At 58.0% G+C, this 23,223-nt stretch carries 17 protein-coding genes; 11 read left to right on the top strand and 6 right to left on the bottom strand.

Annotation, left to right across the window (positions count from 1 at the left end; all coding sequences use genetic code 11):
- Window position 1 precedes the first annotated feature (1 nt).
- From HUV30_RS15540 to HUV30_RS15520, 5 genes are all read left to right on the top strand, one after another.
- Window positions 2-1,012, top strand: a complete 1,011-nt coding sequence (locus HUV30_RS15540; RefSeq protein ID WP_174406419.1) for an ABC transporter ATP-binding protein — start codon at window positions 2-4, stop codon at window positions 1,010-1,012.
- A 317-nt stretch (window positions 1,013-1,329) separates the two neighbouring features.
- Entirely contained in the window at window positions 1,330-1,614 is a 285-nt protein-coding gene (locus HUV30_RS15535; protein ID WP_174406418.1) for a hypothetical protein, read from the top strand.
- Window positions 1,615-1,677: 63 nt separating this feature from the next.
- Window positions 1,678-3,357, top strand: a complete 1,680-nt coding sequence (locus tag HUV30_RS15530; RefSeq protein ID WP_174406417.1) for an RHS repeat-associated core domain-containing protein — start codon at window positions 1,678-1,680, stop codon at window positions 3,355-3,357.
- Between the two features lie 630 nt (window positions 3,358-3,987).
- Window positions 3,988-4,095 (top strand): RHS repeat-associated core domain-containing protein, encoded by a 108-nt coding sequence (locus tag HUV30_RS18540; RefSeq protein ID WP_174406939.1) that lies wholly within the window; start codon window positions 3,988-3,990, stop codon window positions 4,093-4,095.
- Between the two features lie 41 nt (window positions 4,096-4,136).
- Window positions 4,137-4,472 (top strand): hypothetical protein, encoded by a 336-nt coding sequence (locus tag HUV30_RS15520; protein ID WP_174406416.1) that lies wholly within the window; start codon window positions 4,137-4,139, stop codon window positions 4,470-4,472.
- Between the two features lie 224 nt (window positions 4,473-4,696).
- Here HUV30_RS15520 and HUV30_RS15515 read toward each other — a convergent pair whose 3' ends face one another.
- A complete protein-coding gene (locus HUV30_RS15515) occupies window positions 4,697-5,941 on the bottom strand; it encodes a GGDEF domain-containing protein (protein WP_174406415.1) in 1,245 nt (414 codons plus the stop codon).
- A 536-nt stretch (window positions 5,942-6,477) separates the two neighbouring features.
- Here HUV30_RS15515 and mtnA point away from each other — a divergent pair.
- Complete coding sequence (gene mtnA, locus HUV30_RS15510) at window positions 6,478-7,530, top strand: S-methyl-5-thioribose-1-phosphate isomerase (protein WP_174406414.1); 1,053 nt, start codon at window positions 6,478-6,480, stop codon at window positions 7,528-7,530.
- A 206-nt stretch (window positions 7,531-7,736) separates the two neighbouring features.
- On the opposite strand, the gene pdxR is transcribed toward mtnA, so the two are convergent.
- Complete coding sequence (gene pdxR, locus HUV30_RS15505; RefSeq protein ID WP_174406413.1) at window positions 7,737-9,263, bottom strand: MocR-like pyridoxine biosynthesis transcription factor PdxR; 1,527 nt, start codon at window positions 9,261-9,263, stop codon at window positions 7,737-7,739.
- 124 nt (window positions 9,264-9,387) lie between these two features.
- On the opposite strand from pdxR, the gene HUV30_RS15500 reads away from it, so the two are divergent.
- The 4 genes from HUV30_RS15500 (at window position 9,388) to eutC (ending at window position 14,372) form a co-directional block, all read left to right on the top strand.
- Window positions 9,388-10,413, top strand: coding sequence for a DMT family transporter (locus HUV30_RS15500; RefSeq protein ID WP_174406412.1), 1,026 nt, complete (start codon window positions 9,388-9,390; stop codon window positions 10,411-10,413).
- Between the two features lie 247 nt (window positions 10,414-10,660).
- The gene (gene eat / locus HUV30_RS15495; protein WP_174406411.1) at window positions 10,661-12,025 is read left to right on the top strand and encodes an ethanolamine permease; all 1,365 of its coding nucleotides are present in this window, start codon (window positions 10,661-10,663) and stop codon (window positions 12,023-12,025) included.
- Window positions 12,026-12,208: 183 nt separating this feature from the next.
- Complete coding sequence (locus HUV30_RS15490; RefSeq protein ID WP_174406410.1) at window positions 12,209-13,600, top strand: ethanolamine ammonia-lyase subunit EutB; 1,392 nt, start codon at window positions 12,209-12,211, stop codon at window positions 13,598-13,600.
- A gap of 10 nt (window positions 13,601-13,610) precedes the next feature.
- The gene (eutC, locus tag HUV30_RS15485; protein ID WP_174406409.1) at window positions 13,611-14,372 is read left to right on the top strand and encodes an ethanolamine ammonia-lyase subunit EutC; all 762 of its coding nucleotides are present in this window, start codon (window positions 13,611-13,613) and stop codon (window positions 14,370-14,372) included.
- Between the two features lie 126 nt (window positions 14,373-14,498).
- On the opposite strand, the gene HUV30_RS15480 is transcribed toward eutC, so the two are convergent.
- The 4 genes from HUV30_RS15480 to HUV30_RS15465 form a co-directional block, all read right to left on the bottom strand.
- Complete coding sequence (locus HUV30_RS15480) at window positions 14,499-14,840, bottom strand: hypothetical protein (protein WP_174406408.1); 342 nt, start codon at window positions 14,838-14,840, stop codon at window positions 14,499-14,501.
- Between the two features lie 185 nt (window positions 14,841-15,025).
- Complete coding sequence (locus HUV30_RS15475; protein ID WP_174406407.1) at window positions 15,026-17,854, bottom strand: FAD-binding and (Fe-S)-binding domain-containing protein; 2,829 nt, start codon at window positions 17,852-17,854, stop codon at window positions 15,026-15,028.
- A gap of 463 nt (window positions 17,855-18,317) precedes the next feature.
- The gene (locus HUV30_RS15470; protein WP_174406406.1) at window positions 18,318-21,416 is read right to left on the bottom strand and encodes a DEAD/DEAH box helicase; all 3,099 of its coding nucleotides are present in this window, start codon (window positions 21,414-21,416) and stop codon (window positions 18,318-18,320) included.
- Between the two features lie 238 nt (window positions 21,417-21,654).
- On the bottom strand, window positions 21,655-22,050 hold the full coding sequence (locus tag HUV30_RS15465) for a tautomerase family protein (protein ID WP_174406405.1): 396 nt from the start codon (window positions 22,048-22,050) through the stop codon (window positions 21,655-21,657).
- Between the two features lie 200 nt (window positions 22,051-22,250).
- On the opposite strand from HUV30_RS15465, the gene HUV30_RS15460 reads away from it, so the two are divergent.
- A partial coding sequence (locus HUV30_RS15460) for a tyrosine-type recombinase/integrase (protein WP_243452214.1) occupies window positions 22,251-23,223 on the top strand: 973 nt, incomplete at its 3' end.

Genomic DNA, 23,223 nt, shown 5'->3' with positions numbered 1-23,223 from the left:
CATGGGTAATACGCCTCTTGTAAGCATAAAGAATGTCGTAAAGCACTTTGACATCTCCGGCGGTCTGCTGGATCAGCTCACCTTTTCCGGTGGCAAGATCGTCCGCAACCGCTCTGTGGTTCATGCCGTGAACGACGTGAGTCTCGACATCATGGCAGGGGAAACCCTTTCCGTGGTGGGCGAATCCGGTTGCGGCAAGTCTACCCTTGCGCGTGTGGTTATCGGGCTGTATCCGCCCACCAGCGGCGAGATTTACTACCGTGATCAGCGGATAGACAATCTGCAGGGCACCAAAAGGCGTCCGTTCCGCACCAAGGCGCAGATGGTCTTTCAGGACCCCTATGCCTCGCTGAACCCCCGTATGCGTGTGCGCCAGATTCTCGAAGAGCCTGTCCGCTTCCACAAGCCGGAGCTTTCCGATGCGCAGGTGCGCGAGAAAGTTGCGGAGGTGATGGAACAGGTGGGCATCAACCCCCAGTGGGCAGAACGGTATCCGCATGAATTCTCCGGCGGCCAGCGTCAGCGCATATCCATTGCGCGTGCGCTCGTGCTGGACCCCGAGTTCATCGTGGCCGACGAGCCCATCTCCGCACTGGACGTTTCCATTCAGGCGCAGGTGCTCAACCTGATGATGGACCTGCAGGAGCAGCGCAATCTGACCTACCTGTTCATCAGCCATGACCTTTCGGTTGTTGAGCATATCTCGGACCGCGTTGCCGTGCTGTATCTCGGTTCCCTGTGCGAGCTCGCCACGTCCAAAGAGCTGTTCGAGAACCCCCAGCACCCCTACACCAGGGCATTGCTTTCAGCCATTCCGCGTATCGGCAAGGGGTTCCAGCACCTTAAGCTGACGGGCGATGTGCCTACGCCCATCAACCTGCCTTCCGGCTGCGTGTTCCATGGCCGCTGTCCGTATGCGCAGGAACGCTGCATGAAGGAAGTGCCTGTTGCACGGACGCTTGAAAGCGGAACCGTGGTTGCCTGCCACGGAGTCGAGGAAGGGCGTTTGTAGCGCAAAATACGCATGACATGCATGTGAGCCCGTTTCCGGTGTTTTTGAGCCGGAAACGGGCTTTTTTGCGTGCTATGGCGATTGCTGTCCACCTTCCCTTACGCCCATTCGGGACCATCCTTCCGGCATGGTGAGACCGTGTGCACGCCGAATCCGCAAAATTGCGGGTGCTACAGGGGGCATCGCGGCGGAGCAGCGGGTTTCGTCGGTGCATAATCTTCCTCAACAGGCAGGAGATGAACATGATCAGAGGAATACGTTCGGGATACGCGGGAGGACAGCCGTGTATTCTGAGTACGGAGGAATGCTTGCAGGGCATGTTTGCAGATCAGGGTGCGGGCCAGCATGCAGGCAGAACAGGCAACACGGGCAACACGGGTTACATGTGTAACATGGGTAACATGGAGGGAGCACCGTATGCGCACGTCGCTGCGGTGTCCCGTAGCGGCATGCCCGCAGAGCAGCCCTTTGCGGAACGCAGGGTGGCCGGTGTGAGCGGTATGTTTGCGGATGAATGGGAACTGCAATGCGATGCCGCGGGTTTGCCCGTGTTCGCGGATCAGGCAGGCTACCGGCCTGCCGGAGTAGCGGGTGGCAATTAGGCAGTTCGTGCAGGTGAAGGACTGGCTCTGGCAGGCGATGGAAGGGCAACAGGCGCAGGGGTAATGACATCGGGCGTATCGGGCTCGGCGGGCGTGCAGGGCAGGGGGCGGTTGGCACTGCAAAAGTCGTTGGCAGTGCCGGGAAAGGGGGGCGTCCCCGCAGCCCCGGCATCTGCCCTGACAGCATCCGGGGGCATCGCTTCCGGCAGAACCGCCATGCCGCAGGCCGGACCCGACCAGCTGAGTGACCTGACGCCCGACTCGCTGCCCGCTGAAGAGCTGCGCCGCTTCCCTGTCTGCCCGCAGAATCAGGCATATGGGGGTACATCGAGCATTGCGTTGCCTGCTGCACGGCCTGAGTTCGCTGAACTCTTTGTGCAGCGTGACGAAGAGGGGCGCATCATCCGCAAGGTCATGCGAACCGCTCTGGGCATGGATGAGCGTTTCTATGCCTACGATGCCGCAGGACGGCTGATTGCAGGCGGGGATATGGTTGCCGTACAGGGGCGTGACCCGTATGCGCCGCGCGCTGCCAAGGGAACACAGGAAGATCAGTCTTCTGGCCGGGGCGGTCAGGGCGCGGGTCTCGTGCCTGTGGAACCTACAGGGCAACTTTTGGGGCAATCTTCGGTGCAGGCCAAGGTGCAACCTGTGGTACAGGCTCGGATGCTGACGGAGACCTACCTGTACGGACCTGCGGGTGAGCGTCTGGCGTCAGCCCATGCAGGCGCGGGCGAGGTCCGCTATGCCTATGACAACGCGGGGCGTCTGGTTCAGGCGGGGGCAGAGCGTTTCGCCTATGACGACTACGGCAGGCTGGTGCGCCGTCTCTCGGCGGGTGGTGAAACCAACTATGCATATGACGCAGCGGGCAATCTTGCCGCGGTGGCGCTCCCTGACGGCAGGGTGGTGGAATATCTGCTGGATGCCGCGGGCAGGCGCATTGCCAAGAGTGTGAACGGCGTGATGCTGGAAAAGTACGCATGGCGCGGAGCCGCGACGCTGGAAGGAACTTCCCGCCCTGATGGTTCCGGCCTCTGCCGCTTCCTGTACCAGCAGGGCTCGCGCATGCCCGCGTGCATGGAATGTGCGGGGCAGCGCTATTCCATCGCCTTTGACCATGCGGGCACCCCGTTTGCGGTTGCCAACGCAAACGGCGATTTGATACAGGCTTACAAACATGATGCGTTTGGCAATGTCATCAGCATGTTGGCGGAGAATGTCCGCATTCCCTTCGGCTTTGGTGGCGGCCTGCTCGATGCCGACACCGGCCTCGTTCATCTGGGCTACCGTGAGTATGACCCGCGCATCGGCCGCTTCATCCAGCCCGATCCCATCGGCTACGCTGGCGGCGATGTGGATGTATACGGCTACTGCCTCGATGATCCGGTGAACCTTGTGGACCCGCTGGGGTTGGAACCAGCAGCTAGCAGTGCTGAAAAAGGAAGCGGCGCGGGTCAGAAGGCGGGAGGATCTGATGAGGACTGGTGCGGCTCTGGCTGGAACTCAAGCTTTGTCCCGGAGAGCCCTTTGGGGAACAATTTTTCTGCAGCCTGCCGCGAACATGACGTTTGCTATGGTACGAAAGGGAGCCAAAAGGAAGATTGTGACATGCAATTTAGAAGAAGCATGGATAAAGTATGCAGAGAGGGCGGTAACGCGTTGTGCGGTGTTTCGCGTGATTTGTATTATGGTGCAGTAAAGCACTTCGGTGGATCTGCATATAGCAAGGCGCAGCAGTAGAAATGTTTGAGGGAGGAGGGTGGGCATTGGTTGAGATCGTATTTACTTGCCTGTTTTCAGTGTGCGTATGTAATATAGCATTTGAAAAGCCAGTAGTCCGGTTGTGTTATTCAGTAATCACTTCTGTTTTGTATGATGTGCTGCAGTTTGTGAATAGTTATATGAATGATACTCAGGAAACGTATGGTTTTATAATTACTGCTGGCCTGTTGTTTATGGTCTCATTGTTGATGTCTTTTGTAGTATTTATAGCGCGCTGGTTAAAATTAAGAAGTGAAAAGTGATGTTATGAATGTGATGTTGCAAATTTGTATGTCTACCATAGTGTGCGTTCTCTGTTTGCGATATTTGAATGGATGGCGGTTTATTGTGGTGACTGTTTTGCTAGCGCTGTTCAGACAAGTAATCCTCTTGCCGGAGTTGATAGAAACGTATGGAGTTCAGCACGCCTTGTTAGTTGTTCCCTTTCACGTAAACGTGATTGTAGCTCTGCTTGTATCTTTTGTTTTTGCAGTAGGGATAAAGGCTAAAAGGGGGCGCGACTAGGTGTTTCGTGATTCTTTTATCGCGGCTGGTGAGGCCCCCTTCTGCATCGGGTTTGCTGAGCTCTAGGGGGGCAATTCCTTTTCTATACACATTCCCTTCGGCTTTGGTGGCGGTCTGCTCGATGCCGACACCGGCCTCGTTCATCTGGGCTACCGTGAGTACGACCCGCGCATCGGCCGCTTTGTCGGATAGAATTGCCTTATTCTCTCTTTTCCACGTTAAGGTAGGTCAATATGGATATTGTCGTTGGTTTGTTGTCATCTCCCTCAATGTGGTGCTTGATTGTGTTTGGAATTGTTAAATTTATATATGAAAAGGCTCATAAATCAAAATATATAGGGTGTGAGCAGTTCATATTTAGAGATTTTACAATGCGGAGATATTGTTTTGTTGTATTGATATTTGCGTTATCGACAATTTATTTTGCTCTTGATGATAGTTACGCCGTTGTATTTCTCATTATCGCGGCCTATGGATTAGTCAGCGAGCGTAAATATAAAGGAAAATATCTGGTTACAAAAGATTTAAGCAAGATGTATAAGATAGAGAATGGTGTTGTTATTCAATAGATAGATTTATGTAAGTGTGTATTTTGCTATGTCTATTTGTGGGTTTAGACGTTGCTTATGGACCTTCGTAGCGGTGGATAGGCCATGCTCGGCAAAAAGGCCTTGGATGGCTTCCAGAAAACGAAGGCAGGGGTGGTAATATTACCCAGCCCACTCGCGTTAGATCGGGGTTGTCTGCCACGCCCCGCACCAGCACCGCAGTCCTTCCAGCACCGCAGCCCTTCCTACCCCGCCACAACCTTGTTTCTGCCTGCCTTTTTCGCTTTATACAGCAATCCATCAGCAACCTTGATAACTTCTTCCGGCGTGGTTGCCTCGTCCGTGCGTTCTGCAACGCCGATGGAGATGGTGACAGTCACAACGTCTTTGCCTCTGGCCTTCTTGGGCAGGGGGCCGCGTATGCGGAATTCCGCACGGGCAATGCCTTCACGCACGGCATCCAGATGCGGGGCAGCATCAATGGTCGTTCCTTTGGGAAAGAGTATGGTGAACTCTTCGCCACCATAGCGATAAGCCGTGCCGCCGCCCGATATGCGCGACAGGTGCCCCGCAACCATGCGCAGCACATCATCCCCCACATCATGCCCGTAGGTGTCGTTGAACTTCTTGAAGTGGTCTATGTCACACATGGCAATGGCATATTTGCGGCCCAGCTTTTTGCAGTCTGCCATCAGTGCGCGGCGGCCCGGCAATCCGGTCAGTTCGTCCGCAAAGGCCATGGAGTAGGATTCCTGAAACAGGGTCAGGGTGACGATAAGCGCCCCCACGCTGAAGAACATGGCGGCAAGGTCCGGCTGTTCCACGTGATGTAGCCCGGCCATGGTGCAGATGATGGTGGTTGCCAGCGCGCCGTGCATGGCATCGCGCGCGGCAGGAACAACGGCCAGATGTACCATCAGCCCGAAGATCATGAGGCCGGAAAGCACTAGCGCCATCTGCGGGATGTATGTCCAGCTGTCTGCCCATTCCGGCAGCAGGCGGAAGTAGATGACCTGCTGCACGGCGTTGATGATGGAATTGGCCGTGGCGGGACTGAGCAGGGTTGTTGCGGTCATCAGCAGCAGAACCGCAAGGCCCTGAGTCAGAATGACGGAGAAATGCAGAATGCCCCAGCCCGTGAACACGCCACGGTCTTCAAGCAGTTCAAGTATGGCTATGTTTACCGGCAGCAGAAAGCACGTGGCCGCATAGCCGAGTTTGACATTGAGGGCGGAGACGGGCGCTTCCGGCAGAAAGCTGGTGGTTATCCAGCAGCCCGCTGCGAGCAGGAGCAGCAGAAAGACGCTGCGGCTGCGCTTGAAGCGCCACGAAAGCCCCACGCCCGCAAAACTGAATATGTAGGGCAGGGCAGGCAGCAGAGGCCGCAGGGCAGAAGGTATTCTGGCCGTGTCCGCCGAGACGAAAAAGGCTCCGGTAACAAGCGCTACGGGCACCACGAGCGCCATGAAAAGTCTGAACAGGGCTGTCATGCTGAATGAACTCCCATGGTCATTGTAACAGAAGCAGCAGGGTGAGTGTGTTCAATCATGGCCGGAGTGTAGCGCGAAGGGGCAGCATGAGCAACGGCAGGTTGGTGCGGACCGTGCGGAAACGTGATGCAGCCGCTGTCTGCTGGCTGCCTGTACGTGTGCGGCGTCAGGGTACGCAGTAGAGCACATGTCAGGGTTTATGGTTGGGTACAGGGGGGGCTGGGCTGAACGCACAACAGGCCAAGGCAAGGAATCTGGCACTTGCCCGTAGTGCGGTAAGACGGTATCCAGACGCGGACAGGTCCGCCTGAAAATCCGGTTGTTACGGATTGGGGCAGATCGAATCGGATTGCTCCTGCACTATCCTGCGTGATCCGGCCCGATCCGGCCCGACTCTGCATGATCCGATACGATATAGTCCGGAACGAACAGGCCCGGCCTGATAAGATCCGCTACGAACAGACATGAACCGGCGCGCCCGCCCGTGGGCGTCGACCGGAACCGCAAACACCCTTCAAGCCGCAAGGACGAACCGAATGGAACGCCATATCCGTTATTCCGACAAGGACAATGCGCTTGTCCTGCTTGATCAGCGCTACCTGCCTACCCGCGAAGACGATTTTTACTGCCGCAACACGCAGGACATTATCTATGCCCTGCAGACCATGGTGGTGCGCGGCGCTCCGGCCATTGGCGTTACCGCTGCCTATGGATGCGTTCTGGCCGCCATGGAAGTGGCTGCCGAGGCTGACTGGAAGACGGCGCTCGCCCATAAGCTGGAAGAGATCGCAGAGGCGCGCCCCACGGCCGTGAACCTGCGCTGGGGTGTGGAGCGCATGAAGAAGCTGTGGGCAGGCAATTCGGGTCTGGACAACGCCGCACTCGTGGCACTGTGGCTTGCAGAAGCCAGGGTTGTGCACAGGGAAGATATAGAGATCAACCGCCGCATGGGCGCGCACGGGGCAACCGTGATCAGCGATGGCGATACCATCATGACCCACTGCAATGCCGGTGCGCTGGCCACTGCCGGATACGGCACTGCGCTTGGCGTGGTGCGTGGTGCCATTGATGCAGGCAGAAAGGGCATTACGGTCATTGCCAACGAGACCCGTCCGTTCCTGCAGGGCGCGCGTCTTACCGCCTATGAACTGAAGGAAGACGACATTCCTGTTACCGTTGCCTGCGACAACGCTTGCGGCCTGCTCATGCGCCGTGGCATGGTGCAGAAGGTAGTCGTGGGGGCCGACCGCGTGGCAGCCAACGGCGATGCCGTGAACAAGATAGGTACCTATTCCGTGGCGCTGTTGGCCCGCGAACATGGTGTGCCCTTTTATGTGGCTGCGCCGCTGTCCACCATAGACCGCAACATGCCCGACGGCGATTCTACGCCCATTGAAGACCGCACGCCCCGCGAAGTGACCCACGTAGGGGAAACCCAGATCACCCCTGACGGCGTGCCGGTATACAATTTTGCCTTCGATGCAACCCCAAGTGAACTCATCGCGGGCATTATCACGGAAGTGGGCGTGCTGCGTGCTCCCTACAAGGAATCCATCGCCAAGGCCTTCAAGGAAGCTGGTATAGAATAGGGTTCCGGCTGTGGCAGATACCTTTGCCTGGGTCTAGATCTGGGCCCCGTAGGTATCCTGCTCGGTGCCTGACCTGGTTCTGAACTGGTCCTGAATCGGTACGGGAATGGCACAGGAATGGGGCAGGACATCTTCAGGCAGCGGGAAAGGATGGAACACCGCCGGTACCGACGGCAGCATATACGATATATTCAGGGTGGCGCGGCTCAGGCTGCGCCACCCTTTTGTATGTCATTGCAGGCTTCGCCCAGCTTGCGCATTGCATCGCGCAGCACGTCGGGGGGATGCGGGGTAAAGTTCAGCCGTATGAACCTGTCGCCTTCTGCGGGATTGAGGAAAAAGGCCGTACCCGCCGCTATGGCCACGCCACGCTTGAAGGCAGCCTGCTCCAGCGCCGTGGCACTGAGATCGGGCGGCAGCGTGCACCATGCAAACAGGCCACCCGTAACCGGAGCCACGGTTATGCCGTGCGGCAGATGCGCGGCAATGCCTTCCAGCAGGGCATCGCGCCGCTTGCGGTATATGCTGCACGAGCGGGCAAGGTGGGTTCGGTGCCTGCCCACGGAAACAAAACGGTAGAGTGCGCGCTGGATGACGCCGGAAGAGGATATGTCGTGCAGACGTTTGCAGCGTATCAGCAGGTCGCGCACGGGGCCTTCCGCCACCATGTAGCCAACGCGCAGTCCGGGCATGAGCATTTTGGAAAAGGTGCCCATGTAGAAACAGGCTCCTCTGGCGGCCAGTGCCTTCAGCGCAGGCTGTGCGTGGCCTTCGTAGCGCAGGTCGCCCACAAAGTCGTCTTCCACAAGCGGCACGCCATGGGCTGCGGCAATCTGCACCAGCTGCCGCCTGCGTTGTCCGCTCATGCACATGCCCGTGGGGTTGTGAAAATTGGGCATGGTGAAGATGAACTTGGGCGCATGCTGCTGCAGGGCTTCTTCAAGCAAGTCGGCGCGCATTCCTTCCGCATCCATGGGAATCTGCAGGATATTCAGCCCGCGCACGCGGAACAGATCCATTCCGTCGGCATAGGACGGAGCTTCAATGACCACCGTGTCGCCGGGGACGGTCAGCAGCTGGGTGATGAGCGCCAGTGCCTGCTGCGAACCAGATGTGATGATGATGTCCTCTACGGCGGCAGGAATGCCCTGATCGGCCAGTACATGCGAAATGGTCCGCCGCAGGGGCATGTATCCGGCCATGTCGGCATATTCTCCGGCGGCCGTGCCTTCCTGCCGCAGGGTGTCGCGCAGGCTGGCCCGCACCTCGTCGAGGGGAAAGAGTGCAGGATCGCTGTTTCCGCTGTTCAGGGAAATGATGTGCGTATCCGGATGGTGCGTGTTCAGCGGAATGGCAGGCTTGGCAGGAAGATGGCTGAACCTGTCGAGAACGCCCTGCTGCCAGTGCGGCCATGGTGCGTCGTTCGTATTACGAAATGATATACCATCTGGTGACAAAATGTCGTGTCCGCCCTTTCCGGCTATATAGGCGGGAAAAGGCGGCAGTATGAAGGTTCCGCTCCCAACCCGCGCCGCCACAAGTCCGGCAGCCTCCAGTTCGGCATATGCGGTTTCCACGGTTATGCGGTTAACCCCCAGTTCAGAGGCAAGCTTGCGTATGGCAGGCAGCCGCATGCCTGCGGGCAGCGTGTGCGATTCTATGCCTGTGCGGATGAACGCGGCTATCTGGGAATAGAGCGGGGTGGGGCTTTCACGGTCCAGTGGAATACGCATGTGTTTCCTTCCTAGGTGTCCTGCTCAAATTGGCATGGTTGTTTTTGGTGTAAACCATGCCTTCCGAAGGGGTCAATCTTGATTGTAGAAAGCGGAATAACGAGAACCACCAAGGAGCGGAATAATGGGCGCGACTGTTGTCGGTGCTGCGGAAAGTACCGCGGGAAAGGGATATGCCACGGCGGTGGCCAGTGCCGTGCTGCTGTCGTTTACAGGCATTTTGATCAAATACATCGGGGATACGTACAGCCTGCCTCCCATGGTGCTGGCCTTTTCGCGTAACTCCATTGTCTGCGCCGTGCTGCTGTGTGCGCTGCTTGTGAAGGGCGTTTCCGTTGTGGAGCCGCTGCGCCGCAACTGGCGATTTTTCGTGTGTTACGGCGGCATGCTGGCAGTGTTCAACTCTATGTGGACCACCACGGTCATCCTGAACGGGGCGGCTGTGGGTACCGTGCTGGTGTATTGCTCGGCAGCTTATACCGTTGTGCTCGGGCGCATTTTCTTTGCAGAGCCGCTGGATGGCTCCAAGCTGCTGGCCGTGGTCATGTGTGTGGCGGGGTGTGTGCTGGTGGCGGATGCGCTTAACGCAGAGACATGGCGGCTGAACGCTCTGGGTGCCGGTGCGGGCATAGCGTCCGGCCTGTTGTATGCCGGATACAGCATCATGGGCCGCAGGGCGGGTACGCGCGGGCTGCAGCCGTGGGTGACGCTGCTCTATACCTTCGGGTTCGCCGTGGTGTTTCTTTCGCTTTTCAATCTGATCGTGGGCAGCCTCAAGCCCGAGCTGGGGCTTGCGGCAACATCACTGACGGAAATGGCTCCGGAGCGGCTGCAGTGGGGCGGCTGGTTCGCCCTGTTTGTGCTGGCTGCCGGTCCCACCTTGCTGGGCTTTGGCCTGTATAACGTGTCGCTGTGCTATCTACCCTCGTCCATTGCCAATATCATTCTGACCATGGAACCGGCTCTCACGGCGATTGTGGCCTACTGGTGGCTTGGCGAGACGATGACCCCTGCCCAGTGGGGCGGTGCCGTGCTCATTCTGCTGGGGGTGGTGGTTCTGCGGCTGGGTGGCATGCGAAAGCGCAGAAGCGCACAGAAGTGGAGCGAGGCGCAGCAGGGGGGGGAGGCGGAGCAGGTCTCTGAGAGTTGAAAAACGACTAAATTTACAAATATGAAAAATTAAGACATCAAAATTTAACATATATGTAAATTTGACCACAGTACATTTCTGTAGGCCCTGTGCACCGCACGGGGCCTTTTTCATGAACACGGCGATTCTGAACACATATTCAAAACGGGGCAACGACATTTTTGCAGGGTGCCGAAAATTGGCATGCGCTATGCTTTGACGGGAGTGTTTTCTGCCACAAACGCAACCATCAACCTTGTGAGGAACTATGTCACACGCAGCGGAATCTCAGCAGCTTGAACGCAAGCTCGGGCCGTGGATGCTCTGGGGACTTGGCGTCGGCTACGTCATCTCGGGCATGTATTTCGGGTGGAACCTTGGCCTTGAGCAGGGTGGAACGCTGGGCCTTGGGGTGGCCACGCTGTTCATCATCCTGATGTATCTGACCTTCACCTTCAGCTACACCGAACTTGCCTGTGCCATTCCCCGTGCGGGCGGTGCATTCGACTACGCCACCAAGGCGCTGGGTACCGATCTCGGCTTTCTTGCCGGTATGGCGCAGGTCATTGAATTCGTATTCGCTCCTCCGGCAATTGCCGCAGCCATCGGCGCATATTTCAATCTGTTTCTTCCCGATGTGCCCACGCTTGAAATTGCCATTGTCGCCTATATTCTCTTCACCGCGCTGAATATCTATGGCGTGCAGGCCGCAGCCAGCTTTGAACTGTTCATCACCATTCTTGCCGTGGTTGAACTGCTCATCTTCGCTGGTGTGACCGCGCCCGCCTTCCAGTGGGAAAACCTTACGCATAACGCGCTGCCCCACGGCTGGGGCGGGGCCTTTGCCGCCATTCCCTTTGCCATCTGGTTCTTCCTTGCCATTGAAGGTGTTGCCAATGTGGCTGAAGAAGCCATCAACCCGCAGCGTAACATCCTGATCGGGTTCGGTGCCGCCATTGTCACCCTTGTGGTGCTGGCAATCATCACCTTCCTCAGCTCCGTGGGCGTGGCAGGCTGGGAAGCCATTGTCTACCCCGCAGCCGGTGCCGCCGCTTCCGACTCCCCGCTGCCGCTGGCACTGGGCAAGCTCGTGGGCGACAGCCATCTGCTGTATCACCTGCTTATCTTCATCGGCCTGTTCGGTCTGGTTGCCTCGTTCCACGGCATCATTCTGGCTGCCGGCCGTGCCGTGCTGGAAATGGGCCGCGCCGGATTCGTGCCCAGAACGCTGGGCGCAGTCAGCCCCAAGTTCCGCACCCCCGCCAACGCACTGATGGCAAACATGGTGATCGGCATCATTGCCCTGTTCACGGGCAAGACCGGCGAGATCATCACCATTGCCGTGTTCGGCGCGCTGACCCTGTATATTGTATCGCTGATCTCGCTGTTCGTGCTGCGCAAGAAGGCACCGGGCATGACCCGTCCCTTCAAGGTACCGTTCTATCCGCTTTCTCCCGCCATCGGCCTTGTCATCGCCTGTGTGGCCATGGTGGCCGTGTGCTATTACAACGCCATGCTTGCAGCCATTTATGCGGGCATCATGGTCTTCAGCTTCTTCTACTACAAGGTCAGCACCTATCATGAGTCGGTGGGCGACCAGCCGTTCTTTGCACAGTTGCTCGAAGAAGTGTAACAACGGATGTATCTCGTACCGGAGGGCTTAACGCCCTCCGGTATTCCGGCACAGCGCTGCCGGTTTGTGACCGGATACGAAACGTATTACGAAAAAAGAAATGTAATCGTAAGCTATCAAATGCTTTACGATAGCTTTGCGAATGGTGCTGAAAAAGGCCCCGGAAACTATGGGAGATAGCCAATGTATTCCTGTTCCATGTCAGGACGTATCCATGGTTTTTCCAACCTGAAGGAGCTGATGGCCAAAGCGTCGCCCCTGCGGTCCGGCGACCAGCTTGCAGGCGTTGCTGCCCGCAATGCGGAGGAACGCGTGGCCGCACAGCTGCTTCTGTCGGAAGTTCCGCTGGCCCGTTTTCTGGAAGACCTGCTCGTTCCCTATGAGGAGGACGAGGTTACGCGGCTTATCGTGGACACCCACGACAGCAAGGCGTTCAGTCAGGTTGCAGGGCTGACCGTGGGCGAGTTTCGCGACTGGCTGCTCTCAGAGTCCGTCACGGCCGAAGTGCTCGCCAGCGTCTCACCCGGGCTTACGCCTGAAATGGTGGTCGCCGTCTCCAAGATCATGCGCCTGCAGGACATGATTCATGTTGCCTCAAAGGTGCGGGTGGTTACGGCGTTTCGCAATACCATAGGGCTTGCGGGTACGCTCGCGGCACGGCTGCAGCCCAACCATCCCACGGATTCGCCCGCAGGCATTGTGGCATCAACGCTGGATGGCCTCATGTACGGCAGCGGCGACGCCTGCATCGGCATCAACCCCGCAACGGACAATATTCAGGCGGTCACGGAACTGTTGAAGGTGCTGGATGATCTGCGCCGACGCTACGATATTCCCACGCAAAGCTGCGTGCTCACGCATGTGACAACAACCATGGAAGCCATGCGGCGCGGTGCGCCCGTGGACCTTGTGTTTCAGTCCATCGGTGGAACCGAGGCCGTGAACAGCAGCTTTGGCGTTTCGCTCGCCATGCTGGGCGAGGCACGGGAAATGGCGCTGGAGCTGCGCCGTGGAACTGTGGGCGATAATGTCATGTATTTTGAAACGGGGCAGGGCAGTGCACTTTCTGCCAACGCGCATCACGGAGTGGATCAGCAGACGGTGGAAGCCCGCGCCTACGCTGTTGCAAGGCATTTCAAGCCCTTGCTGGTGAATACGGTGGTGGGTTTCATCGGCCCCGAATATCTGTACGATGCCAAACAGATCATCCGCGCGGGGCTTGAAGACCACTTCTGCGGCAAGCTGCTGGGCCTGCCCATGGGCGTGGATGTCTGCTACACCAACCATGCGGAAGCCGATCAGGACGACATGGATTCGCTGCTTACCCTGCTCGGTGTGGCCGGATGTACCTATATCATGGGTATTCCCGGTGCGGATGACATCATGCTCAACTACCAGAGCACGTCGTTTCACGATGCCCTGTATCTGCGCCGCCAACTGGGGCTCACCCCTGCGCCGGAGTTCGCGCAATGGCTGCATAACATGGGCATAGTGACGGAAAACGGCGCCCTTTCCCTGCCGGGGCTGGCACAACTGCCCCTGCCGGACAAGCGCACCCTGCAACGGCTTGCATAAGGAGAACCAAATGCTTCTGCCCGATCTGGTTGAACGCAACGCATGGAGCTATCTCAAGGAATTTACCGATGCCCGCATCGCCATTGGGCGCAGCGGGGTGAGCATACCCACGCGGGAGGTGCTGCGCTTTCAACTGGCGCATGCGCAGGCGCGGGATGCTGTGTTGCAGCCTCTGGATACCAAGCGGCTGTATGATGATCTTGAAGTGATGGAGCAGCGCATAGTGGTGGTGAAAAGCAAGGTCACCAACCGCACGGAATACTTGCGGCGGCCTGATCTGGGACGCCAGCTTTCCGCATCCGGCGCAGAGCGCCTTGCCGCGCTGGCCGCCTCGCAGGCTGCCGAGCCGGATATTGCCCTTGTGTTTTCAGAGGGGCTGTCGTCCATTGCCATTCAGAACAACCTTGTGCCTTTCCTCAAGGTCTTCCGTGAAAACGTCATGGAAGGTGTGCGCTATTCTCCTCTGGTCCATGTTGAGCAGGGGCGCGTTGCGGCGGGCGATGCCGTGGCCGCCATTCTGGGCGCCAAGGTGGTGGTCATGCTCATAGGCGAACGCCCGGGCCTGACCTCGCCGGACAGCATGGGCATATACATGACCTATGATGCCAGGCCGGGTACCACGGACGAGCGGCGCAACTGCATTTCAAACATCCGCCCTGCCGGACAAAGTTACGCGCAGGCTGCGGAGACGCTGCATTACCTGCTCAGGGAATCGCTGCGTCGCGGCATATCCGGTGTGGACCTGAAGGACGATCAGGTCGCGGTGGAGTAGGCCGTTGGGTTGATGAAAGCTTGTGCCGAAGAGTCAGTCCATCTCAGGGACTGTCTTATCTGTGTGGAATGTTACCCGCCCAAGTGGCGTTAGACTTGGGGCAGGCAACGGCAAGTAGTCTGGCGGTTAGCCTTTAGGTATGAGGTCTAGCACAATCACAACCAGACCCAAAAAGAAGAAGATCGGTCCCCACCATTGCATCTTGATGAAGAAGAGGGAATTGCTGGGGGTAACCAGAACTTCTTCGCCGGTATTCTTGTCGATCGTGACGCGTCCCTGCCGTGCAGTGAGGAAGCGCCCCAGAAACCACGACACGATGCCGGACAGAAGAAGAGAAGCACCGAGTAGCCAGTCGTGTCCAGTCTTATAATCGGCACCTAAAGCAAAGTCGGTTACGCCGAGCACCAGCCACAGGCAGCCGAAAGCAATAACCGGGATCAGAAATCCCAAACCGCTCCAAATGATCATGTTATGCCCCCATAACAGTAGTCGTTAGAGTGTGTACCATATGGTGAAGGTCAACGTGAACGCCCCCCCTTCACGATCAGGTTTTTTTGTTTATACGCGAAGCCTGTGGATTGCAATGTCCATCAACGTAAACAGCCGGGGCGTTGCCACCCCGGCTGTTTATTTATCTTCGTATGGTGATTTAGCTACTTCAGTTCCCGTGTTGCCTCATCCACAAGGTAGATCACGTTGCGGTACGGAATGGTGGCGTGCAGTGCCAGACCCACTTCGCAGGTGCGCGAGGTGGAGTAGCCTTCCGAGCAGTGCTCGACCTGTGCCTTCAGTTCGGCAAGGGCGGCCTTGTTCAGTTCAGGATAGCGGAATCCGCGGTCGCCTGCGAAGCCGCAGCAGAACACGTTTTCCGGCACCACAACCTTTTCGGCGCACAGCTCGGCCAGTTCCTTGAACTTGCCGTCCAGCCCCATCTTGCGGGCGGTGCAGGTTGAATGCAGCGCCACGGTTCTGGACACCTTGGTGAAGGCGAGCTTGTCCTTCAGGTGGGTGAGCACAAACTCGATGGGCTCGAACAGGGTGAGGCGCTTATCCATGGTTTCCTTCATGCGGTACAGGCAGGGGCTGGTATCGCTGAGGATGGGATATTCGCCGTTGTTGCTGGCCTTGAGCAGGGCTTCGGAAAGCTCCTTGGACTTCATGTCTGCCTGCGCATCAAAACCCTTGGATTCAAAGGCCTGACCACAGCACAGGTCGCCCAGACGTTCGGGGAAGATGACCTCGTATCCGGCCTTAAGCAGCAGGGCGATGGTCTTTCTGGGCAGTTCGGTCTTTTCTGCATCGCCTTCTGCCGGCCCCATGGTGCGGCTGATGCAGCTGGGGAAATAGACCACTTTCAGCGGGTTGGCCGGATTCACGGGCACCGGCTTCACGGGGCTTATGCCCTTGGGCATCTGCCTGTTCCACAGCGGCACCTTTTTCAGCGAGAGCACGCGCAGGGTCTGCGAGCCGGTATCCATGACCTTGGTGCCGAGCAGCTTGTGCGCAAGGTTCACACCCTTCAGGGTGTTTGCCACAACCTTGGCAACGGTGCCGAAGTTGTTTGCCACCCAGTCCGCAGCCTTGGCCTGACGCGGGGTTACGTTCTCCCCACGCAGCTTCTTGATGAACGAGCCGGTGTTGATGCCCACGGGACAGCGGGTGGCGCACAGGCCGTCGGTCGCACAGGTGTTGTCGCCGAAGTAGCTGTAGTCGGAGAAGAGCTTCTTGAGCAGCTTGTCCTTCTCGTCGCTGGCCTTCATGCGGCTGATTTCACGCCATGCGGTGATGCGCTGGCGCGGGGTGAACGTGGCGTTACGCGAGGGACAGATGGGTTCGCAGAAACCGCATTCAATACAGGTGTCCACAATGGAGTGGGCGGGCGGCAGCGGCTTCAGGTTGCGGATGTGTGCCTCTGCGTCTTCATTGATGATAACGCCGGGGTTCAGCAGCCCGTAGGGGTCGAAGATGTTCTTGATCTCCTTCATCAGGCGGTATGCGGCTGCGCCCCATTCCATTTCGACAAAGGGAGCCATGTTGCGGCCCGTGCCGTGTTCGGCCTTGAGCGAGCCGTCGTAGTCCTTCACGACCATGGCGCACACTTCGTCCATGAAGCCCTGATAGCGGATAACTTCCTTGGCTTCAGAGAAGTCCTGCGTGAACACGAAGTGCAGGTTGCCTTCCAACGCATGGCCGAAGATGATGGCTTCGTTGTATTCGTATTTCTTGAAGAGTTCCTGCAGGCGGAGCGTGGCGTGCGCCAGATCCTTGATGGGGAAGGCCACGTCTTCGATAATGACCGTGGTGCCGACCTTGCGCACGGCGCCGACAGCAGGGAACAGGCCCTTGCGCACGGCCCACAGCTTGTTGAACTCGGCAGGCACGTCGGTGAATTCCACATCGCCCAGTTTGGGAATGTGCGCAATGGACTTGGTGATCTTGTCCATCTGCTTGGTCATCTGCGCCTTGGTGGCGGCGCGGGTTTCCACGAGCAGGGCGGTGGTGTTGTCCGCAATGTCTCCGGTAAGGCTTGCGGGCATGCCCGGCTTGCCTGCCACGGAGCGCAGGGCGCGGTCATCCATCAGTTCCACGGCGGAAACGGGTGTGTCGCGCAGAATGATGGTGGCCTCGCACGCGGATTTGATATCCGGGAAGAATATCAGGGCAGATGCCTTGTGCGGGTGTTCCACCACGGTGCGGTAGGTCACTTCGGAGATGAAGCCGAGAGAACCTTCAGAACCCACCATGAGGTGCTGAATGATATCGTAGGGATCTTCAAAATCCACCAGCGCGTTCAGGCTGTACCCTGTGGTGTTCTTGATCTTGAACTTGCGGGCAATCTGGTCGGCAAGGGTGGAATCTGCCACCACTTCCTGACGCAGCAGGCGCACACGTTCAAGAATGTTGGGATGCTTGCGCGAAAATTCCGCACGGCTCTTGTCGTCCGAGGTGTCGAGCACGGTGCCGTCCCAGAACACAATGCGCATCTTGTCCAGCGTCTTGTAGCTGTTTTCGGCAACGCCGCAGCACATGCCGGAGGCGTTGTTGGCCACAATGCCGCCGATCTTGGCAGAGTCGATGGATGCCGGGTCCGGACCGATCTTCTTGCCGAACTCTGCCAGCAGGCGGTTGGCATTGGTGCCGATAATGCCGGGCTGCAGGGTTATGCGGCTGGCATCGTCGAAGATGCGGAACTTGCGCCAGCCATCGCCAAGGCGCACCAGCACGGAATCGGATACCGCCTGACCGGAAAGGCTTGTTCCCGCAGCGCGGAAGGTAACCGGAATGCGGTATTTATTGGAAAGCTTGAGAATGTGGATGAGTTCCGCCTCTTCATTGGTATCGATGACCATTTTGGGAATGAGGCGGTAGAAGCTCGCATCGGTACCGTAGGCGAGCACGCGGAGCGGGTCGGTGTAGATGCAATGCTTGGGGACGACTTCGAGGACTTCCTTGTAGAAATCAGCATACGGTGCCGGCAACATGCTTTTTCCTCCAGCAAATCAATGTGTGACGGGTAAGGGCCCTATGCCCGGCTGTTTATGCGGACCATGCAGGCTGAACGCAGCCTGAATATAGCCTGAACAGACTAGGCAAACAGAACATACCGAACTGGCAAAGTTACCAGAACAGCCAGAACAGGCCGGAGTGGATAGCCCGCCATGGTTCGCGCATGGGCTGGCCTGTTCTTCTTTTGTCTGTGCCTGCCCGTGCCTGTATGGGGTTGCTCTGAACGGGTTCCGGCCGGTTATTGGGTTGGGCTATTTGCCCGGTCCGGCTCACAGAAACTCATTGGAGCACAGCCTGCAGAAACAGCAAGTATACTCTAAAAAACGCCCCATCCTTAAGGAGAGGGCAAGAATGCACTTTATAACACACGATTCCTGATAAGGAAAAGAGAAATACGCAAAGAGGCGTCAGCAAATGCTGACCGTTCAGATGCTCAGGCTACCAGTCCACAAGAATGCGGACTTTCTGCTTGGCTTTATTGGTAAAAAGCACATAGCCGTGCTCGCGGCCGTGCAGGTACAAATCGCGGGTTATGCGCACATCCTGCTCGCAGTAGCGGGCAATCTCGTCCACCTTGCCTTCCTTCCACCATTTGAGCGCCTGCAACCCGTCCGCAGACTTGGGAGCATCAAAGGTGGCCGAACCCAGATTATCCAGCGAAACGCGGTAACTCAGCCGCTTGCGGATTACATCCAGCATATCCAGCGTGGGCAGGGTGGCAAGGTTCTGCGTGGTATAGGCCGACAGCACCTTGTAGTCGAAACGCAGGATATTGAAGCCCACCACAAGCTCGAACTCTTCAAGCAGCTTCAGCATCTCGGGCATGCGGTCTTCCGTGTAGGCGGTAAAGGCATCCGTTGCGGAATCGTAGAGAACCGCAACACTCACGCGCATGCGTTCGGCACGGTTCCAGCCGCCGACTTCCTGCGCGGAAAGCTGGGTTTCCACGTCCAGCACCGCATAGCGGGCAGGGGTGAATTTCGGAACGGAAAGAGAGTCGGCAGAGGCTGAGGGTGAATTCTGCGGCATGCCTCCAGCGGGCAGGGGGGGATGTGGTGATTCGCTTTGTCTGGCAGCTTCCATTCCGCCAGCGGGCGCAAACTTGGCAGGAGGCGTTGCCACGTCAGGGTTCTCTGGCAGGACAGAGGCAGAATGTGCGGTGGCTTCAAACGGCGCAGAGCCGGATTGCCCGCTGGATTGCCCACTATTTTGACTGACAGGTTGTAATACGAACTGTTCGCGCAGCTGTTCATCAGCAGCGGCATCGCGGGAACCGAGGCGCAGCAGCAGATCAAGGGCTCCGGCCTTGTCTATGGGCCGGTTGCCTGAGCCGCACTTGGGCGAATGCACGCACGAAGGGCAGCCCAGTTCGCAGCCGCAGTCGCGGATAACCGCAAACGTGCGCTCAAACATATCCTGCGCACGTTCAAAGGCCAGTCTGGTCAGCCCAGCGCCACCGGGCATGCCATCGTAGATGAATACCGCAGGCTTGCCCACCTGCGCGTGCATGGGCGTGGAAATGCCGCCAAGGTCGTTGCGGTCCGTCATGACCAGCAGGGGCAGAATGCCTATGGCCGCGTGTTCTATGGCGTGGATGGAACCCATGAAGTGCATGAAGGCGTCTTCCATGGCGCGCTGCACGTCCATGGGTATCTCGAACCACAAGCCTTCGGTCTCGAAAACCTGCGGCGGCAGGTCCAGCGGGATGATGCCGAGCAGGTTGCCGCCACCGCGCACGCTGCGCCGTTCGTATCCGCTGATGTATTCGGTAACACGCAGCCTGCCGAGGCAGATGCGGGTGCCCCACACCACCTTCTGGTCCAGCACTTCCAGAATTTCGGTATCCTTGTTGCCGCGCACGCGGGTGTAATAGTCCACCTTGTCTTCGGCTACGCGGGCCGTGCGGGTTTCAAGGTCCAGCGATGTGACGGTCCACGTGGTACCCTTGTGCAGATACACCGCACCGGGGTGGGTTTCGCGCAGGGCTTTTATGCCGTCCACGCTGCCGATGACCGTGCCGTCCGTGGTCTGGATATGAAAGCTGTTGCCCGCGCCGCGCAGGTCCACATGGCGCTGTGGCCGTTTGCGTGCGGCAAATATGGCGGTGTCGTCCGCATCGCGCAGCAGCAGGCCTTCCATCTCCAGTTCATGTATGGCGCTCTGCACGTCCTGCGCCTGCAGCCACGGTTCTGCGGGCCGCAGGCTCAGTTCCGCCGCCGCGCATTCCAGATGCCGTTTCAGGATCACCGGATTATGCGGGTTCAACACCGCATGCTCGGCAGGGCGTTCAAAAAAGTCCTGCGGATGCCGCATGAAATACTGATCCAGCGCATCCTCGCCCGCCACCAGCACCACGGCACTTTCCTGCGTGGCTCGGCCCACGCGGCCGCCGCGCTGCATGGTTGCCATGACCGTGCCGGGGTAGCCCACCAGAATGCACAGGTCGAGCGCGCCGATGTCTATGCCCAGCTCAAGCGCACTGGTGGAGATGACCGCAAGCAGCTCGCCGCTGGACATCTTTGCTTCAATCTCGCGCCGTTCTTCGGGAAGAAAGCCCGCTCTGTAGGCGGAGATGCGTTCCTTGTACGGGCCGGACTTCTGGCCCGCCCACAGACTGATAAGCTCCGTCATCTTGCGCGACTGCGTATACACGATGGTGCGCAGGTTGCGGGAAAGCGCGGATTTCAAAAGCTGTATGGCAGCGGTGGAAGGGCTCTCATACGGGTCCAGAAACACGAAATGCCGCTTGCCCTGCGGTGCGCCACTCTGCGTGATGACCTGAATGTCGGATTCCGGCAGGCCGGTCAGCTGGCGGCACAGTTCGCCGGGGTTGCCCACTGTGGCGGAGCAGAAAATGAAGGTGGGCGTAATGCCGTATTGCTTGCAGATGCGCAGCAGGCGGCGGAAGAGCTGCGCCATGTGCGAGCCGAGCACGCCGCGATAGGTGTGCACCTCGTCCACCACAATGTACTGGAGCGAGGCCAGAAACTGCACCCACTGCTCATGGTGCGGCAGAATGGAAAGATGCAGCATTTCCGGATTCGTCATCAGCACCGTGGGCGGATTGGTGCGTATCTTCTTGCGGAAATGCGGGGTGGTGTCGCCGTCATAGATGGCGGCTTCCGGACGCGCTTCTTTGGGCCAGTGCGCGGTCAGCTGGCGGAAGGTCTTGAGCTGGTCCTGCGCCAGCGCCTTGAGCGGAAAGAGGTAGAGCGCACGGGCGTCGCGGTCCTGCAGAAAGCGTTCGATCACCGGCAGGTTGTAGACGAAGGTTTTGCCGCTGGCCGTGGGGGTTGCCACCACCACATGCCTGCCCGAGCGGATGTAGTCTGTTGCCAGCGCCTGATGCGCATACAACTCGCGAATGCCCTGCATGGCCAGCAGGTCGCGCATGGCAGTGGACCACGGGCGCTTGTTCGGCGCGAACTGCGCCGCTGCTTCCGGCAGCACGCGATGGTAGACCACCTGCTCGCCAAGCCGGTCAGACGCTTTCAGCGCACCCACGTACTCCGATATGATTTCCGCTTCGTCATGCATACGCAGGGAACCATGATGGGCCGCGGGCCGGTTTGTCAACAGAACGCTACGACGCTGCCGGAAGATGACCGGTACGGTGCGGGAGATGTCGTGCGCTCTCCATCAGCATCAGCAAAGCAGCCTGAAACGCTTTGGCGCAGGGACTGCCAGCTTCGTCAGTCCTGTACCGCGTTACGCCATCCGGCACAGTCCGTTACATGCCAACAGGATATGGTTCGGGCATCGCTGACAACGGCGGTTACACGTCTACCTTGAACCCAAGCTGAATGTCACAGGCCGCCTGTCCGCCGCGCACGCCCCAGTTTTCCTGCGGGTGTTCGCGCAGCACGGTCAGCACATGGTCTGCCGGAATACCGAAGGGTTCAAGATTGCGCACAATGGCCTTGTACAGGGCGCGCTTGGCATCCAGCGAACGTCCGGCAAAGGCGTCTATGGTTACCATGGTGCTGCATTCAGGCTTCGCCTTGCCGTCGGGACATGTGAAGCGGTGCGGCTTATGCACGATCAGGCGGATGTGCTTGTCGTCAGGCTTGATCAGAAAGGCTTCCTGCAAGGCGGCATGCACGGCGTTGATGATGCCGACCTCCTCTTCCTGCGTGTATTGCTTGCGAATCTCGATGCAGACAAAGGGCATGTGAGGCTCCTTGTTTGGGTGGGGGCATGGAAGAAGTGTAACTGGCATTATATTCATCAGTTTTCACAGATCGCTGTCAACCTGCCTGTATAAGTGATTGATTGAGCAAAGAACTTGACCGGAGTGACCCATATTGAGAATATATTTAATATTTGCAAGCATATATAGGAATATCAAGTTCTCGTTCAGGAGGAATTGTTTTGGTTGAAGCAGTAGTTTCCGTGATCGGTTTGAAGGTGGTTGATGCCGTTTCCCTTTTCATGCGCCATTGCAAGGTGGAACGGGATCTTACCGAGCATACGCTGAAGGCTTACACTATGGATTTCAGGCAGTTCCTCGACTTTGTGGAGAAGGAGGGGGGCGGGGAGATGCCCGTTGCGGAGGTGTCTCGAAATACGATCCGCGAGTATCTCGAAGAGTTGCATGGTCGCTATAAGCCAAGGAGCATCAAGCGCAAGGCCGCAGCGTTGAAATCGCTGTTCGCCTTTCTGGAGCGCGAAGATGTGGTTGAATCCAGCCCGTTCCGCAAGATGAAGCTGAATCTCGACAAAAGTCGAACCCTGCCCAGAACCATAGAAAAAGGGGCAGTGGAGAAGGTTTTCAAGGCTGCATACAAGTCGGGACAGGGGAGCAATGTGTCTGCACATCGGGAGCGTGAGGCCTTGCGTGATGTCGCTGTGCTGGAAATGCTGTTTGCAACGGGGATGCGTGTTTCCGAGCTGTGCGCGCTTAAAGTGGAAGATGTGGATTGCAGAATCGGCTCAGTGCGTATCTTCGGCAAAGGCAAGCGTGAGCGCATGGTGCCGTTGTGCAGCAAGCAGACGCTGACGGCGCTGAAGGCGTACAAGGCTGCCTATGCGGCATATCTCGAACAGGGAGAGGCGTTCTACCGAAACCGTGACGGCAGGCCGCTGTCTGACCAGTCCGTGCGGCGTATCGTCCGGAAGTTTCAGGGAATCGCAGGGGTGAAGGATCGCATTACCCCGCATATGTTCCGCCACACCATAGCCACCATGCTGCTCGATAACGGCGTTGATATACGAAATATACAAACCTTATTGGGCCACAGCTCCCTGCTGGTGACTGAAATCTATACGCACGTAAGCCAGAACTCACAGCGGGAAGTGCTGCGCGGCAAGCATCCGCGGGAAACGATGCTGAAGGGGATGTATG

The organism is Desulfovibrio subterraneus, from assembly GCF_013340285.1.
GTDB lineage: Bacteria > Desulfobacterota > Desulfovibrionia > Desulfovibrionales > Desulfovibrionaceae > Halodesulfovibrio > Halodesulfovibrio subterraneus.
This window is presented reverse-complemented; position numbering and strand designations above follow the sequence as displayed.